Origin of the sequence: Acinetobacter sp., assembly GCF_041911495.1 — a bacterium.
GTDB lineage: Bacteria > Pseudomonadota > Gammaproteobacteria > Pseudomonadales > Moraxellaceae > Acinetobacter.
Window position 1 is genome coordinate 43,774 of record NZ_JAYROT010000080.1, and the last position, 14,069, is coordinate 57,842.

12 protein-coding genes and 1 pseudogene are annotated in these 14,069 nt (G+C 41.0%); 5 read left to right on the plus strand and 8 right to left on the minus strand.

The window, feature by feature from the left end; translation table 11 throughout:
• Positions 1–59: 59 nt before the first annotated feature.
• A complete protein-coding gene (locus ACE3PQ_RS10595; protein WP_374297633.1) occupies positions 60–1,259 on the minus strand; it encodes an O-succinylhomoserine sulfhydrylase in 1,200 nt (399 codons plus the stop codon).
• Between the two features lie 313 nt (positions 1,260–1,572).
• On the opposite strand from ACE3PQ_RS10595, the gene ACE3PQ_RS10600 reads away from it, so the two are divergent.
• From ACE3PQ_RS10600 to ACE3PQ_RS10620, 5 genes are all read left to right on the plus strand, one after another.
• Entirely contained in the window at positions 1,573–2,727 is a 1,155-nt protein-coding gene (locus tag ACE3PQ_RS10600) for an alpha/beta fold hydrolase (RefSeq protein ID WP_374297635.1), read from the plus strand.
• Positions 2,728–2,874: 147 nt separating this feature from the next.
• On the plus strand, positions 2,875–3,822 hold the full coding sequence (gene trxB / locus ACE3PQ_RS10605) for a thioredoxin-disulfide reductase (RefSeq protein ID WP_298893029.1): 948 nt from the start codon (positions 2,875–2,877) through the stop codon (positions 3,820–3,822).
• A gap of 153 nt (positions 3,823–3,975) precedes the next feature.
• Complete coding sequence (aat, locus tag ACE3PQ_RS10610) at positions 3,976–4,743, plus strand: leucyl/phenylalanyl-tRNA--protein transferase (RefSeq protein WP_374297638.1); 768 nt, start codon at positions 3,976–3,978, stop codon at positions 4,741–4,743.
• Between the two features lie 44 nt (positions 4,744–4,787).
• On the plus strand, positions 4,788–5,591 hold the full coding sequence (locus ACE3PQ_RS10615; RefSeq protein WP_374297640.1) for an arginyltransferase: 804 nt from the start codon (positions 4,788–4,790) through the stop codon (positions 5,589–5,591).
• An 88-nt stretch (positions 5,592–5,679) separates the two neighbouring features.
• Positions 5,680–6,042, plus strand: coding sequence for a hypothetical protein (locus ACE3PQ_RS10620; protein WP_374297643.1), 363 nt, complete (start codon positions 5,680–5,682; stop codon positions 6,040–6,042).
• A gap of 22 nt (positions 6,043–6,064) precedes the next feature.
• Here ACE3PQ_RS10620 and prpF read toward each other — a convergent pair whose 3' ends face one another.
• The 7 genes and pseudogenes from prpF to ACE3PQ_RS10655 all read right to left on the minus strand — a co-directional run.
• Positions 6,065–7,276 (minus strand): 2-methylaconitate cis-trans isomerase PrpF, encoded by a 1,212-nt coding sequence (prpF, locus tag ACE3PQ_RS10625; protein WP_374297645.1) that lies wholly within the window; start codon positions 7,274–7,276, stop codon positions 6,065–6,067.
• Between the two features lie 141 nt (positions 7,277–7,417).
• Positions 7,418–8,719 carry a glutamate-1-semialdehyde 2,1-aminomutase gene (hemL, locus tag ACE3PQ_RS10630; protein ID WP_374297646.1) on the minus strand — a complete coding sequence of 434 codons (1,302 nt, stop codon included), beginning with the start codon at positions 8,717–8,719 and terminating at the stop codon, positions 7,418–7,420.
• Positions 8,720–8,775: 56 nt separating this feature from the next.
• Positions 8,776–9,393 (minus strand): thiamine phosphate synthase, encoded by a 618-nt coding sequence (gene thiE, locus ACE3PQ_RS10635; RefSeq protein WP_374297663.1) that lies wholly within the window; start codon positions 9,391–9,393, stop codon positions 8,776–8,778.
• A gap of 171 nt (positions 9,394–9,564) precedes the next feature.
• Entirely contained in the window at positions 9,565–10,362 is a 798-nt protein-coding gene (locus ACE3PQ_RS10640; RefSeq protein ID WP_374297648.1) for a hypothetical protein, read from the minus strand.
• Between the two features lie 180 nt (positions 10,363–10,542).
• Positions 10,543–12,969 (minus strand): ABC transporter permease, encoded by a 2,427-nt coding sequence (locus ACE3PQ_RS10645; protein ID WP_374297649.1) that lies wholly within the window; start codon positions 12,967–12,969, stop codon positions 10,543–10,545.
• Position 12,970: 1 nt separating this feature from the next.
• A complete protein-coding gene (locus tag ACE3PQ_RS10650) occupies positions 12,971–13,681 on the minus strand; it encodes an ABC transporter ATP-binding protein (RefSeq protein ID WP_374297651.1) in 711 nt (236 codons plus the stop codon).
• Between the two features lie 266 nt (positions 13,682–13,947).
• Positions 13,948–14,069, minus strand: a pseudogene (locus tag ACE3PQ_RS10655) (IS5/IS1182 family transposase); the annotation flags it as partial.

Genomic DNA, 14,069 nt, shown 5'->3' on the forward strand with positions numbered 1-14,069 from the left:
AAGATGTATATAAAATACTTCGAGCGAAGTTAACACTGTAACAGTTCAAACTGAGAAGATTATAATTGATCTAAACCACGTTTAAGATCATGAATAATATCATCAATATCTTCCAATCCAACCGATACACGGATCAAACCTTCCACGATACCAGCGGCTTGCTTCGCTTCATCCGACATTCTGCCATGTGAAGTGGTCGCAGGATGGGTAATCGTTGATTTAACATCACCCAAGTTACTGGTAATGGATAAGAATTTAGTGCTATCAATCACATGCCATGCGCCTTGACGAGCATTTTTCACCACAAATGATACCACGCCACCAAAGCCTTTTTGTTGCTTCTTGGCGAGCTCGTGCCCTGGATGATATGGCAATCCTGCATAGTAAACTTTTTCAACATTGTCATGTTGCTCAAGCCATTCTGCCAGTTTCTGTGCATTTTCACAGTGTGCTTTCATACGGATATTCAAGGTTTCTAAACCTTTTAGGAAGATCCATGCATTAAACGGACTCATCGAGTTGCCCAGTGTACGAATGACACCATTCACCTCTTCAAGTAGTTTGTGACTACCAACGACTGCACCACCGAGCGCACGTCCTTGTCCATCAATATATTTAGTCGCTGAATAGAGCACCAAATCTGCACCAAACTTAATCGGCTGTTGTAACATTGGCGTACAGAAGCAATTATCCACCGCAAACAGTGCGCCATGCGCATGGGCAATATCGGCAATCGCTTGCATATCACCAACTTGCGCTAATGGATTCGACGGCGTTTCGATAAACAGTAATCGTGTATTTGGACGAATCGCATTTTTCCAAGCATCGAGATCGTCAAGATCGACAAAGGTCACTTCCACAGCGAACTTCATCACATACTTTTCAAACAATGAAATGATCGAACCGAATACCGCACGTGAACAGATCACATGATCGCCTGCTTTGAGATACGCCATACACATCGCATGCACTGCTGCCATGCCAGAACTGGTGGCGATTGCACGCTCTGCGCCATCGAGTTTTGCGAGGCGCTTTTCAAAAGTATGTACCGTCGGATTGGTATAGCGAGAGTATGTATTTCCCTCGATTTTCCCTGAAAATTTTGCCTCTGCATCAGCTGCACTTTCACAGACAAATGATGAGGTTAAAAAAATTGGTTCGCTATGTTCCGCTTCATGGGTGCGATCGTGACCTGTACGAATTGCCAAAGTGGCTAAAGCATATTCATTTTCTTCTAAAGAATCAGATGATTGAGACATGTGTTTACAGTCAAAAGGACTGCCCTATACAAAAAACTGACTTCATTTTGCTAGTGCTGATAGTTTTGGTCAAGGTAAAATCTAAAAAAGTTCAGTACAGTTTGCATCAGTGGATAGCGAATGTGAATTTCACCACCAAAGGTAGTGTCAAATCAGCATGGTATGAATCACTTATTCATTGCTAAAAGTTAATTTAGAAATTGATTGAGAAATCTGTATTAAAGCCAAATTGAAGCCTTGTGATCAAGTTCTCAACATTAAAATCGCATCGTCGAAATCACAAGTTCAAAATGGCAACTTCAAATGGATTGATATGAACGATATGCCCCAAAAACCGACACCGCCATTTCAAGCAATCAAGAAACGTCCATCAACACGTTTGAAACGGCTAGTTGAACGTCGTATAAAACCTGCGACTAAGCATCTAACGCAACGTGTTTTTGATCAGCAATCACAAATGCAGTCAGAACAATTGGCATTTCAAATCGTTTCCACTTTTGACAAGGCAAAGCTACGCTATTATCCAAGTCAAACGCCGACAACCAAACGCATTCCTTTGGTCATCGTTGCGCCACTTGCGGTAAAGATGTCGATCTATGATTTATTTCCAGAGCGCTCTCTACTTGGCTACCTGACTTCAAACGGCTTCGATGTGTATTTGATGGATTGGGGAAAACTCAATCGTCGTGATCGCCATTTGGATTTTGAATATTTTATTTTTAAAGCAATTCCGCACTTTATGCAGGCTGTGCGAAAGCATTCCAACAGCCAAGATGTTTCGCTACACGGCTGGAGCATGGGTGGGATTTTCACCTTACTTTATAGCGCATCGAATCAAGATCAGGATATTCGCAACATCGTCATTATGGGTAGCCCAATTGATGCACATGCTTCGGGACCGATTGGGCAACTTTTTGCAAAATCACACAAGCTGTTCAAGATAGATCAAAAAGGACGTCAAGCTTGGCTTGAAAAAGCAATGAATAACCACCTCCTACATACTTCGGGATGGCTCAACGCATTAGGTTATAAGCTTTTAAATCCAATCAAAACCTTAGATACCCATTGGCAAATGCTCAAACATTCCCATGATCTTGGCACAGTTGAAGCACATGCTACCTTATCCGACTTTTTAGATGATATGGTGGATTACCCAGGTGCGATTAATCGAGATATGTTGTTATGGGTTTGGCTACAAAATCCATTAAAAACAGGTCAAGCGAACTACAAAAATTATCATTTTGATTTTAAACGTATTGAGAGTGCCATGCTCATCGCCTACGGTGACAACGACGATATCGTAACTGAACAAGCGATGTTACCTTTACTTTCAATTACTTCAAGTCAAGACATTGAACTACAATCTGTGCCGGGTGGACATCTCGGTATGATCTCAGGTCGCAGTAATGCAGAACAGTTTTGGCCAAAATTGGTGAGTTGGCTTGAAGAGCACTCACATATGTCGTAATTTCCGAATGGCTTAATTCACACAAATCAATCGAAAAAGATGATTTTCATGATTAAAATTACACGTCGAAGAAAGCCCCAAATTCATAGCCAAATCACGTATACTTGGCGCATATGCTTCAATGCTATTAAATTTAAGGAAAAGTAAATGAGTGCACGTCATTCAAAATTGATTATTCTCGGTTCTGGTCCTGCAGGTTATAGTGCTGCGGTGTATGCTGCACGTGCAAATTTAAAACCTTTATTAATTGCAGGTATGCAACTTGGCGGTCAGCTTACTACAACTACAGAAGTTGATAACTGGCCAGGTGGCGAACATGGTTTGACAGGTCCTGCATTGATGGAGCGCATGCAAGAACATGCTGAACGCTTTGGCACAGAGCTACTTTACGACCATATCAATGAAGTGGATTTAAAAACCCGTCCATTCGTCCTCAAAGGCGATATGGGCGAATACACCTGTGATGCTTTAATCATTGCTACTGGTGCGACTGCACAATATCTCGGTCTAGAATCTGAACAAAAATTCATGGGGCAAGGCGTCAGTGCATGTGCAACCTGTGATGGTTTCTTCTATAAAAATCAAAAAGTCATGGTCGTTGGTGGCGGTAATACTGCTGTGGAAGAAGCTTTGTATTTATCAAATATCGCTTCGCATGTGACCTTGGTACATCGTCGTGACAGCTTGCGTTCTGAGAAAATTTTGCAAGATCACCTCTTTGCCAAAGAGAAAGAAGGTAAAATTTCAATTCTTTGGAACAACCAAGTTGACGAAGTACTTGGCGACCAAACAGGTGTGACTGGTGTACGCATCAAGTCTACTCAAGATGGTTCGACCCAAGATATTGATGTACAAGGTTTATTTGTGGCGATTGGTCATAAGCCAAATACAGAAATCTTCCAAGATCAATTGACTTTGAAAGATGGCTATATCGTGATTAATAGCGGTCTACAAGGCAATGCGACTGCGACCAGTGTTGCAGGTGTATTCGCTGCAGGTGATGTTGCTGATCACGTCTATCGTCAAGCGATCACTTCAGCTGGCTCGGGCTGTATGGCTGCCTTAGATGCAGATGTGTATTTAGACAATCTTTAATCTATATCTGTTATTAACCAATCATTTAAAACCAAAGTGACGCATGCTGCTTTGGTTTTTTTAGGCCAGCTTTTTCAGTTTTGCGTATTTGATACTTTTCATTTTTTAAATTGCTTTATAATTTTTCTAAAAGAATTTTAAAACAGGCATCATATGTCCACATCCCACACCGATCATGACAGTCGAATCAGCGCATTTTGTGCTTATGATTTTCCTGATATTAACGAGGCTGATCCGCATGGACAAGGCTTGATTTGCATTGGTGGTGACTTGCAACCTTCGACCTTGATTTGCGCTTATCAGCAGGGATTATTTCCGTGGTTTAATGAAGATGATCCAATCTGTTGGTGGAGTCCTGAACCACGATGTGTGATTTATCCTGAACAATTTCAACCCAGTAAAAGCTTAATTCGCAACATGAAAAAGTTTGATTATCAGATTCGTTTTGATCAGGCTTTTCAGAGGGTAATTTCTCAATGTGCAGCGCCTCGTAGCTACGCCAGAGAAACTTGGATTAGTGATGAGATCATTGAACAATATGTTGCATTACATGAGCTCGGTTTTGCGCACAGTGTCGAAGTTTGGGATGGTGAAGATCTGATCGGCGGATTGTACGGACTGAACTTTGGACGTGGCTTCTTTGGCGAGTCGATGTTTAATCGACGTGTCGATACTTCAAAAATGGCATTTTATGCCTTAATGTTATTTGCCAAACAGGAAAATTTGCCGTGGGTAGACTGTCAATTGGTCAACGATCATTTGCTGAGTTTAGGTGCTACCGCGCTACCAAGAGCTGACTTTTTACAATCTTTAGAAAAAACAATTGCACATCCGAATATTGATTGGCAACCGTATCAAAACAGTGTATTTTCTACGAAAGGACTTGCAGAAAACCACAGCTTGGTATCTTCTGCGCAATAGATCAACCAATTGACAATCACCACTCCGCAAAATAGGTATTGCCAATGAAATCATACTCGCCACTCACTTCATTAGATGATTTGCAGTACTACATCACGCCACCGCATGACTGTAGTTATTTAACTCGTCGCTCGGCACGTATGGTTTTTCTTGATCCAATCCAACGCATCGACACAGTCACACTCACTGAACTGTCCCGTTCGGGTTTTCGCCGTAGCGGTGACTTTGTTTATCGTCCAGAATGTCATCTCTGTCGGCAATGTCTTTCTTCTCGTGTGCCTGCTGCGCTTTTTACACCGAATAGCCAACAAAAAAAGACCATCAAGCGTAATCAAGATTTAGAAATGCGTATTACGCCAACCTCGCAAGCGCAAGATCATCATTATGCCTTGTATGAGAAATATATTCGTCTGCGTCATCATGATGGGGATATGTTTCCACCGAGCTATGAACAGTTCGAAAAGTTTCTAGTCAATAGCTGTACTAATAGTTTTTTCCTTGAGCTTTGGAAAGATGATCGTTTATTGAGTGTCGCAACCTGTGACCAACTCGATGATGGGTTGTCTGCGGTCTATACTTTCTTTGAACCTGAAGAAGCGAAACGTAGCTTAGGCGTGTATTCCATTCTCAATCAAATCGACTATGTAAAAAGTCTGGGTTTAAGTTATCTTTATCTTGGCTATTGGGTGCCACATTCCAACAAGATGAATTATAAATCGCAATATGCACCACTTGAGATTTTGCTTGATGGGCAATGGCATCGTTTAAATAAACATTTGAATGCGGATGAAATCCAACGCCTTGGTGATTCTTTGCTCACCACGTTGCCGTCGCATTTGAGTCGCTGATTGACTAAAGTAGAGGTTCAGATTGAATTACAACAATCTATCTTTAAAATTAACGTTCTATTTACTGCTCATGTGTGGCAGTTCTATTGTGTCTGCATTTGAGCCAAAGCGTATTATTGGCTTTTGGTCATTATTACCATCTAGTCCAAATGTAGCGAATTTAATTGAGATTGATGATAAAAAACAGGCAACTTTTTATACCATGACCTGTAATGCGGAAACACAGAATTTTCAGATTGATCATCAAGAGAAATTAGACTTCTACATTGACAGCAACAATATCATTTCATTTTATGAGAAAAATCATTCGCTGAAAAAATCATTCCAAATATTAGCGTTAACTCCATATGAAATGAGGATGACGCATTTCCCATACGAACCAATTCATCTTGAAGATGTATATATAAGAAAAGAACATTTTGAGCCAATTTGTATTGACTCAATGCCTTAAAATTTCATTATTTTTAATAAGGTTATTGCAAAGTCTCCGCAGGCACACGCACCCAACCTTCCATAATTACTCGTGCACTTCGGCTCATGATGGCTTTTTTCACTTGCCATTGACCATTATGTTGTATCGCTTCTGCACCGACTTTCAGCGTTCCAGATGGGTGACCAAAGCGTACTGTTTGACGCTCACCACCACCTGCTGCAAGATTGACTAAAGTATTTGGAATAGCCGCTGCTGTACCGATTGCCACCGCTGCTGTTCCCATCATGGCATGGTGCAGTTTCCCCATCGACAGTGCGCGCACCAACACATCAATATCACTTGATAAAACCTGTTTGCCACTTGATGAGACATAATCAATCGGTTTGGCGACAAAGGCAATTTTGGGGGTATGTTGACGTGATGCTGCCTCTGCAACATTTTGGATTAAACCCATTTTTAACGCACCATAAGCACGAATTGTTTCGAACTTTGCGAGTGCGTCATTATCATTATTAATGTGATCTTGGAGCTCTGTGCCTGTATAGCCCAAATCTTCTGCATTTAGAAAAATCGTTGGAATGCCTGCATTGATAAAGGTCGCTTGAAAACTGCCAATATTAGGCACATCAAGCGTATCCACCACATTTCCTGTAGGAAACATCGCACCGCCATCTTCACCATCATCGGCAGGATCAAGAAATTCGATTTGTACTTCCGCCGCAGGGAACGTCACGCCATCCAGTTCAAAGTCACCTGTTTCTTGTACTTCACCATCAGCCATCGGAATATGCGCAATGATGGTTTTTTGAATATTTTTCTGCCAAATGCGTACTGTACAAATACCGTTTTCAGGGATTCGATCTGCATCGACTAAACCATTACTAATCGCAAATGCACCCACCGCAGCAGTTAAATTGCCACAATTCCCACTCCAATCGACAAAAGCTTCATCAATCGAAACTTGCCCAAATAGATAGTCCACATCATGATCAGCAACTTCACTTTTCGACAAAATGACTGTCTTACTGGTACTTGATGTTGCACCGCCCATGCCATCAATTTGTTTGCCGTAAGGATCAGGACTGCCAATGACACGCAGTAAAAGTTGATCACGAATCCGCCCTGCTGTCTGCGCCGCCTTTGGCAAGTCAGTCAGTTTAAAAAATACACCTTTACTGGTACCGCCACGCATGTAGGTTGCAGGGATTTTGATTTGTTTGGCGTGAGTTTTTACTGATGTGGAAGATGACATTGAAAATCCTTTTAATCTTTGGCGAAACATGATTGGCTTGTCGAATCAACTCGCTTAGCTAGTAAATAGCTTAGCCACCAACAAGCCGTGCAAAGTGTAGCATTCACATATCACGCAGAAAATTGATAAAAAATACCAAAACTAGGCATTATCTACCATTTCAGCAAATGTTGCTTTTGCAGCAGCAATCGTTTTGGCAATATCTTCGTCGCTATGCATAGATGAAATAAAGCCTGCTTCGAAAGCAGATGGTGCAAGATACACCCCACGCTTTAGCATGCCGTGGAAAAATTGCTTAAAAGCTTCAACATCACATTTCAACATCGCTTCAAAGCTTGATAAATCATCTTGATCAGTAAAGTACATCCCGAACATGGCACCAACCTGCTGAGTTTTAAAAGCAATACCTACTTCATCAGCAGCTGATTGTAAACCTGTTAGTAATTTCGCCAGTTGCGCTTCAAGCTTTGCATAGAAACCATCTTGACAAACATGTTTAAACATCGCCAATCCTGCACGCATCGCCAAAGGATTTCCTGACAATGTGCCTGCTTGATACACACCACCAAGTGGTGCGATACATTCCATGATTTCACGCTTCCCACCAAATGCACCGACTGGAAGCCCTGCGCCGATGATTTTCCCTAAAGTGATTAAGTCAGGCTCAACATTGTACAGCGTATGCGCACCACCCAGTGCGACACGAAACCCTGTCATCACTTCATCAATGATAAAGACAGCCTTGTATTGATCGCAAACTCGACGAATCGCCTGTAGAAAGCCATCTTTTGGAATGACGAGATTCATATTGCCTGCCACAGGCTCAACGATCACCCCAGCGATTTCTTGACCAAATTTTTCAAAACATTGCTCTAAAGCGTCAATGTCGTTATACGGCAAGACAATGGTATGTTTAGCAAAATCTTCAGGCACACCTTTTGAGGTCGGCTCACCGAAAGTCAATAACCCAGAGCCTGCTTTGACCAAGAGTGAATCCGAATGACCGTGATAACAACCTTCAAACTTGATAATTTTATCTCGCCCAGTATAGCCACGAGCAAGACGGATCGCCGTCATGGTCGCTTCTGTGCCCGAATTAGTCATCCGGATTAAATCAATCGACGGGAGAATTTCACAAATTACATCTGCAAGCGTCGTTTCAGCAACAGTCGGCGCTCCATAGCTTAGTCCATCTTCAGCAGCATTTTGCACAGCTTTTACTATATCAGGGTGTGAATGCCCTAAAATCATTGGTCCCCAAGAGCCAACGTAGTCGATATATTGATTGTCATCTTCATCCCACAAATATGCCCCTTTTGCACGTTTGATGAATACTGGCGTACCGCCAACGCCTTTAAAAGCTCGTACAGGTGAATTTACGCCACCTGGAATATGCTTTGAGGCTTCTTCAAAAAGTTGTGCTTGCTTGGCAGAAGTAAACATAAAATATCTCGATTTCAATAATTTAAAGATGATTCTTAACTAAAACCACAATACGATTAAGTGTGATTAAATAAGGCTGACCATGCCTCAATTCGCTGTGGAATTTGATTCGTTTCAAGTCCGAGTATATCACTGACCACGGCACAAAGATCAGCACCTGCAGTGATGACTGCTTGTGAATTCTCCGCTGTTAAACCACCAATCGCACAAATAGGGATTTGAAATTGTGTATTGGCTTGTTTGATTACATCTAAACCAATATTCCCAGCTTCAGGCTTGGTGGTTGAGCCATAGATCGCACCAAATGCCACATAGCTTGCACCATCTTTGATTGCTTGCTCAGCTAAAGATAAATCGTTTAAGCAGGTGCGACCGATGATCGCAGAATCGCCTAATAATTTTCGTGCATCAATAATCGAACCATCATCTTGCCCAAGATGCAGATGTAATCCAAAACGATGAGCTTGCTCTAAATCATCGTTGATAATGAACGGTACGTTAAAGTGATTGCAAATGTTTAGAATTTTTTCAATTTCAGCATCTTGTTTCGATTTTTCAACTTTTTTACGGCGATATTGCAAGAGTGCAATCTGCTGAGTTGCAAGTGCGATAGAAATTTTTTCTAATATTATATCGAGAGGATCATCATTGGTGATGAGGTATAAGCCGTGCAGGCTGTTAGGCATATGTTCAAATGCAGTGTTTTGATGCTGGTGGTTCATTGTCTATGAAAAATTCTCTTAACCTCTGATCAGCATTGAATAGTAACAAAATCGAAGCCAATAAAAAACGGTTAGTGTTCACTAACCGTTTTAAGATAATTAGCAATAAACTAACACCTATATCTAGAAGTCGTAAATATCTTCCCAAGTAATTGCTTTATTGATTACCAACTTATTTTTAGCATAAGATTGATAAAGTAGCGTAGTTGCATCACTGTTATAGTCCAATGTTGAATAGCTAGTAGCATCGTTGGCATCAACGACTTTTAACCCACCATCGTATGGATTTATGTTATTATTAAATCGATTAACATCTGTTGTGTTAAATTTTATTGAAAAATCATCAAACGGGTTATCGATTACAGCTAGAGCCCCAGAAGCTTCAATTAAAAATTCGTCGTTACTAGCAACACTCCAAGTGGCAGAATAGTCACTCCAAGCAGTAGTCATCGAATAATTTTTCCCTTCGTAAGTTTCATCAGAAACCACTTTGAGATCATCAATTTTAACTATTGTAGTTGTATCTGAGTCTAAAACAAAATCAACTTTACCATTGATCACTGCTTTCGAATTATCAGGAAAAATTAAATTGAAATTACTATAACTAAAACTTTCGTCACTATCAGACAAGCTATATGACACCTTACCAGATAAAATCACACCATCATCATCCAAGAAATTGGTTTTACAATTATTGAATGTTACGGTAATGTTGATATCCGTATAGGATCCACTACTACAACTTGAATCATCAATGACAAAATCATCTGTAGTAGTCGTTGATACACCACTGTTATTACCACCACTGTTATTGCCACCAGTATTTTGCCCATTGTTTGAGTCATCACTATCTGAACCACCACATCCCGATAGCAACAACATAGAACTCATTAATATGATTGAAAAATATGACTTTTTCATTTTCCATTCCCCAGCTTTTATTTATTTGATTTATATATTATTAAGCCTGTAATTTACTATCTATTCCCCAAATGACGAGTATCTACAGTATATTTTTAGAATGACCATCAATTTAAATCTAATCCCCTAACATAAGAATGCGGCGTTACGCTTTCTTATGTATAGGAAAATAGTATTTTGTTAGTTCAAAGCGCGTAAACTACTTAACGGCGATACTTTCCATAATTTAGTCAACCGATAACGCCCAATTACCCCACACAATATCGCCATTAATATTGGTAAGATCAACCAATACAAATAATGCACCGACCACGGCATTTCCATACGCCACGCCACGATATACGACACTAACTCGGCAAAAGCAATCGATAAAATTCCTGCACCAAAACCGATAAAGGCAAGTTCTATGGTCAAATATCGCTTTAAACTTTGCTGTGACATGCCAATCGCCCGAAGTAAAGCCACTTCTTGACGGCGTTCGTCCATCATCAGATTTAAACAAGCCAGCAACACCAAAAGTCCTGCTGAAAACACGAGGAAAGCCAAAAGACTAACCACTTGTGTAATAACATTCACAATACGCTTTATCTGTTCGATGATGCCATCAATATCAATAAATACCGTGGTTGGAAACTGTTGAATGACATTGACCAATTGTGCTTTATCTGCATCAGGCACATAAAAACTCCCGAGATAGCTTCCTGCATTTTCATCCAAAGTGTTCGGTGAAAAGATAAAGAAAAAGTTTGGACTAAAACTTTCCCATTCCACTTTTCGCAGGCTGACCACTTTGGCTTTGAGTTCACCATCAGGCAGTTGAAAGCCAAGTTCATCACCAATTTTAATACCCAAATTGTCCGCTGTTTCTTGCTCAACAGACACCTGATGAGTTGCAGAGAAGTTTTTCGTCCCTGCGGTGAGTTCATTGTCCGCTGGAAATTCCTCAGCTTGGGTCAGATTGAGCTCACGACGTAAACTGTTATTTTCACGAATTAATTCAGGTGAAAAAGCTTGTCCATTTTTAGTCAGTAATCGCCCACGAATATTCGGATAAAATGGCGTACGATGCCAGCCCTGTTGATCAACCATTTCTAATAATGCTTTTTGATCAAACGGCGGTAAGCCATAAACAAATTGATTGGGTGTATTCTCAGGCAGTTGATTTTCCCAACGATTTTGCAGATCGCCACGCAATAAAAATAGTACCGTAATTAAACTGAGTCCCAACGCCAAAGCAGTCATTTGCAGGCTCAACTGTGCAGGTGCACGTAGCCATTGTTCAAATCGTGCATTACTTTTGCGAATCGTAATGAGCACCGCCCACATCAGTAAAAATAACAACACACAAAGCAATGCCAGTGCGCCCATCACCATCAGACTGAGCGTGAGATTTTCTGTCAAATATAAAGTGAAAATCGCAAGGCTAAACACCGCCGACAGTGCCAAAGTCCAGAGTGCCACAGGGTCAATCTGACTATTACGAAGCACGCGAATCGGTGGCACTTTGGCAAGATGTAAAATACTCGGCAACACAAAACCTAGCAAAATCACCAAGCAGGTCAAAATCGCATTCGGCAAAGGTCCAAGCAGAATTGAGAAGATTGAAAATTGCAGGTGAATATTTGGCATGGTGCTCAGCATCAAATTCAGCAATAAATAGCCAAAAATCACGCCAAAAATGGTGCCGATAATTGTCGCAATCCCGCCAACCACACCTAATAAACCGAGATACGCAGCAATGATTTGCCGACGAGATGCTCCCATACAACGCAGTAAGGCGATATGATCTTGGTTCTGCGCCACATAACGCTGGCAAGTCAGTGCAATGGCAATGCCACACAGCAATAAGGTCAATAAATTTGCCAATTGCATAAAGGTATCAAGATTGCGCAGTGGACGCATCAGCCGTGAATTCCCTTCGCTGGCAACACGCAGTTTCAGCGGTTCTTGGATGAGCTTTTTATTTTCAGCTTGGAAGGCTTGTAATTGCTCGGGTTGTCCTGCCATCAATAGTCGATAATCAATCCGACTACCGACTTGCACCGCATTAGTCCGAGCGACATCATTTTGATGAATAATCACCGTTGGCGAAAACCCTGAAAAGCCTGTTTCTTGATTGGCATCATAAGTAATTTCGCCTGTTACGGTAAACGATCCATCAGCAATATTAACCTGATCGCCGACCTTGACATGAAGCAAATCAAATACCCGAGGACTGAGCCAAATTTCACCTGCTTTGATCCGTTTAGACGTCGGAGAAATATCCAGCTCACCACGTAGCGGAAAGGCATCGTCGATCGCTTTGACATTGACCATGACAAAATGCTCGCCCGTGTGCGCCATCGAGCTAAATACCGTACTTTGCGAGGTCTTTAAGCCGTGCTCTGTTGCGCTGTGTTGCCATGTGTCAGATAGTGGCTCATTCGATTCGATCAACATATCCGAGGCAAGTAATTCCCCTGCTTGTTGCTCGATCGCATATTGGATTTGTTGATTGCTAAATTGTAGTGCAGTACTGGCGCTGATCGCCAATGCCAAAGCAACGACCAGTAAGGTAATCCCACCACTATGAAAACTCTGCCGAAGTAAACTTGAAAATAAACGCATTTTATACATCCATTCTCAAGTCTGATGCTGTATTTCGATGTGTACTTTCAAGCAAATTGCCATCATCGAGTTGAAGCTGACGCTGACATTGTGAAGCAAGTTTTTGATCATGCGTCACCAACACCAATGTCGTGCCAAGCTCATGATTCATTTGAAATAAAAGCTGTTCAATCTCTTTTGCAGTATCTTGATCAAGATTGCCTGTCGGCTCATCAGCAAACACCACTTTTGGCTCTGTGACCAAAGCACGAGCAATAGCAACACGTTGTTGTTCACCGCCTGACAGCACTTTTGGCGTTTGTGACATTTGACGAATCAGACCAACTCGTTCGAGCATGTTTTGCGCTTTCTCTTTTGCGTCATTATAGCGATAGGCACTTTGTAATCGCATTGGGAGCAACACATTATCCAGTGCGCTGAGATGCGGTAAAAGCTGAAAAGATTGAAAAACAAATCCGATATTCTCTAAACGTACTTTGGCACGTTGCTCTTCTGTCATGCTGTGAATGGCGTGACCACACAGATGCACTTCACCATCAAAAGGCTGATCAAGTGCTGCAAGCAAACCCAGTAGCGTAGATTTTCCTGAACCTGAACGTCCTGTAATTGCGACTTGTTCCTTTTCAGCAATTTTTAAATCAATCGACTTTAATACATGGATACGCTGATCATGGATTTGTATAACTTGTGAGAGCTGTTGCGTTTGAATCATAGCGAATACTTACAATAAATTTTTAATTGTGCAATAAAATGTTAAATAGAATTAATCAATAACACATCTGTAAAACACAACTATGGCAGAATTACGTAGCAAGACGAGGCTAGTAAATTATTTTTTACAAAAAATATTGAATAACACACTTCTGAAGAATATTAAATAAACATGTCTAAGCAAATGAAAACACTGATATAATCGACAAAGAAGAAGTTTTGTTAGACTTGAAAAATCAACTATCTCAATTAGGGTCTGTTGACATTTCATAAAGGTAACCAAATATAGATACAAGCTAAGGCGACAGCACTTTCAAAGTTACGCTTTAGCTTATCAAATCGTGTAGCAATTCCTCGGAAATGCTTTAACCGACAAAACGTATTCTCTA

What these genes read in the sequence shown, in the direction of transcription:
- prpF (WP_374297645.1), bottom strand. Translation starts at nt 7,276, where the DNA reads ATGTCATCTTCCACATCAGTAAAAACTCACGCCAAACAAATCAAAATC.
- ACE3PQ_RS10595 (WP_374297633.1), bottom strand. Translation starts at nt 1,259, where the DNA reads ATGTCTCAATCATCTGATTCTTTAGAAGAAAATGAATATGCTTTAGCC.
- ACE3PQ_RS10640 (WP_374297648.1), bottom strand. Translation starts at nt 10,362, where the DNA reads ATGAAAAAGTCATATTTTTCAATCATATTAATGAGTTCTATGTTGTTG.
- aat (WP_374297638.1), top strand. Translation starts at nt 3,976, where the DNA reads ATGTCCACATCCCACACCGATCATGACAGTCGAATCAGCGCATTTTGT.
- ACE3PQ_RS10600 (WP_374297635.1), top strand. Translation starts at nt 1,573, where the DNA reads ATGAACGATATGCCCCAAAAACCGACACCGCCATTTCAAGCAATCAAG.
- ACE3PQ_RS10645 (WP_374297649.1), bottom strand. Translation starts at nt 12,969, where the DNA reads ATGCGTTTATTTTCAAGTTTACTTCGGCAGAGTTTTCATAGTGGTGGG.
- trxB (WP_298893029.1), top strand. Translation starts at nt 2,875, where the DNA reads ATGAGTGCACGTCATTCAAAATTGATTATTCTCGGTTCTGGTCCTGCA.
- ACE3PQ_RS10615 (WP_374297640.1), top strand. Translation starts at nt 4,788, where the DNA reads ATGAAATCATACTCGCCACTCACTTCATTAGATGATTTGCAGTACTAC.
- hemL (WP_374297646.1), bottom strand. Translation starts at nt 8,719, where the DNA reads ATGTTTACTTCTGCCAAGCAAGCACAACTTTTTGAAGAAGCCTCAAAG.
- ACE3PQ_RS10650 (WP_374297651.1), bottom strand. Translation starts at nt 13,681, where the DNA reads ATGATTCAAACGCAACAGCTCTCACAAGTTATACAAATCCATGATCAG.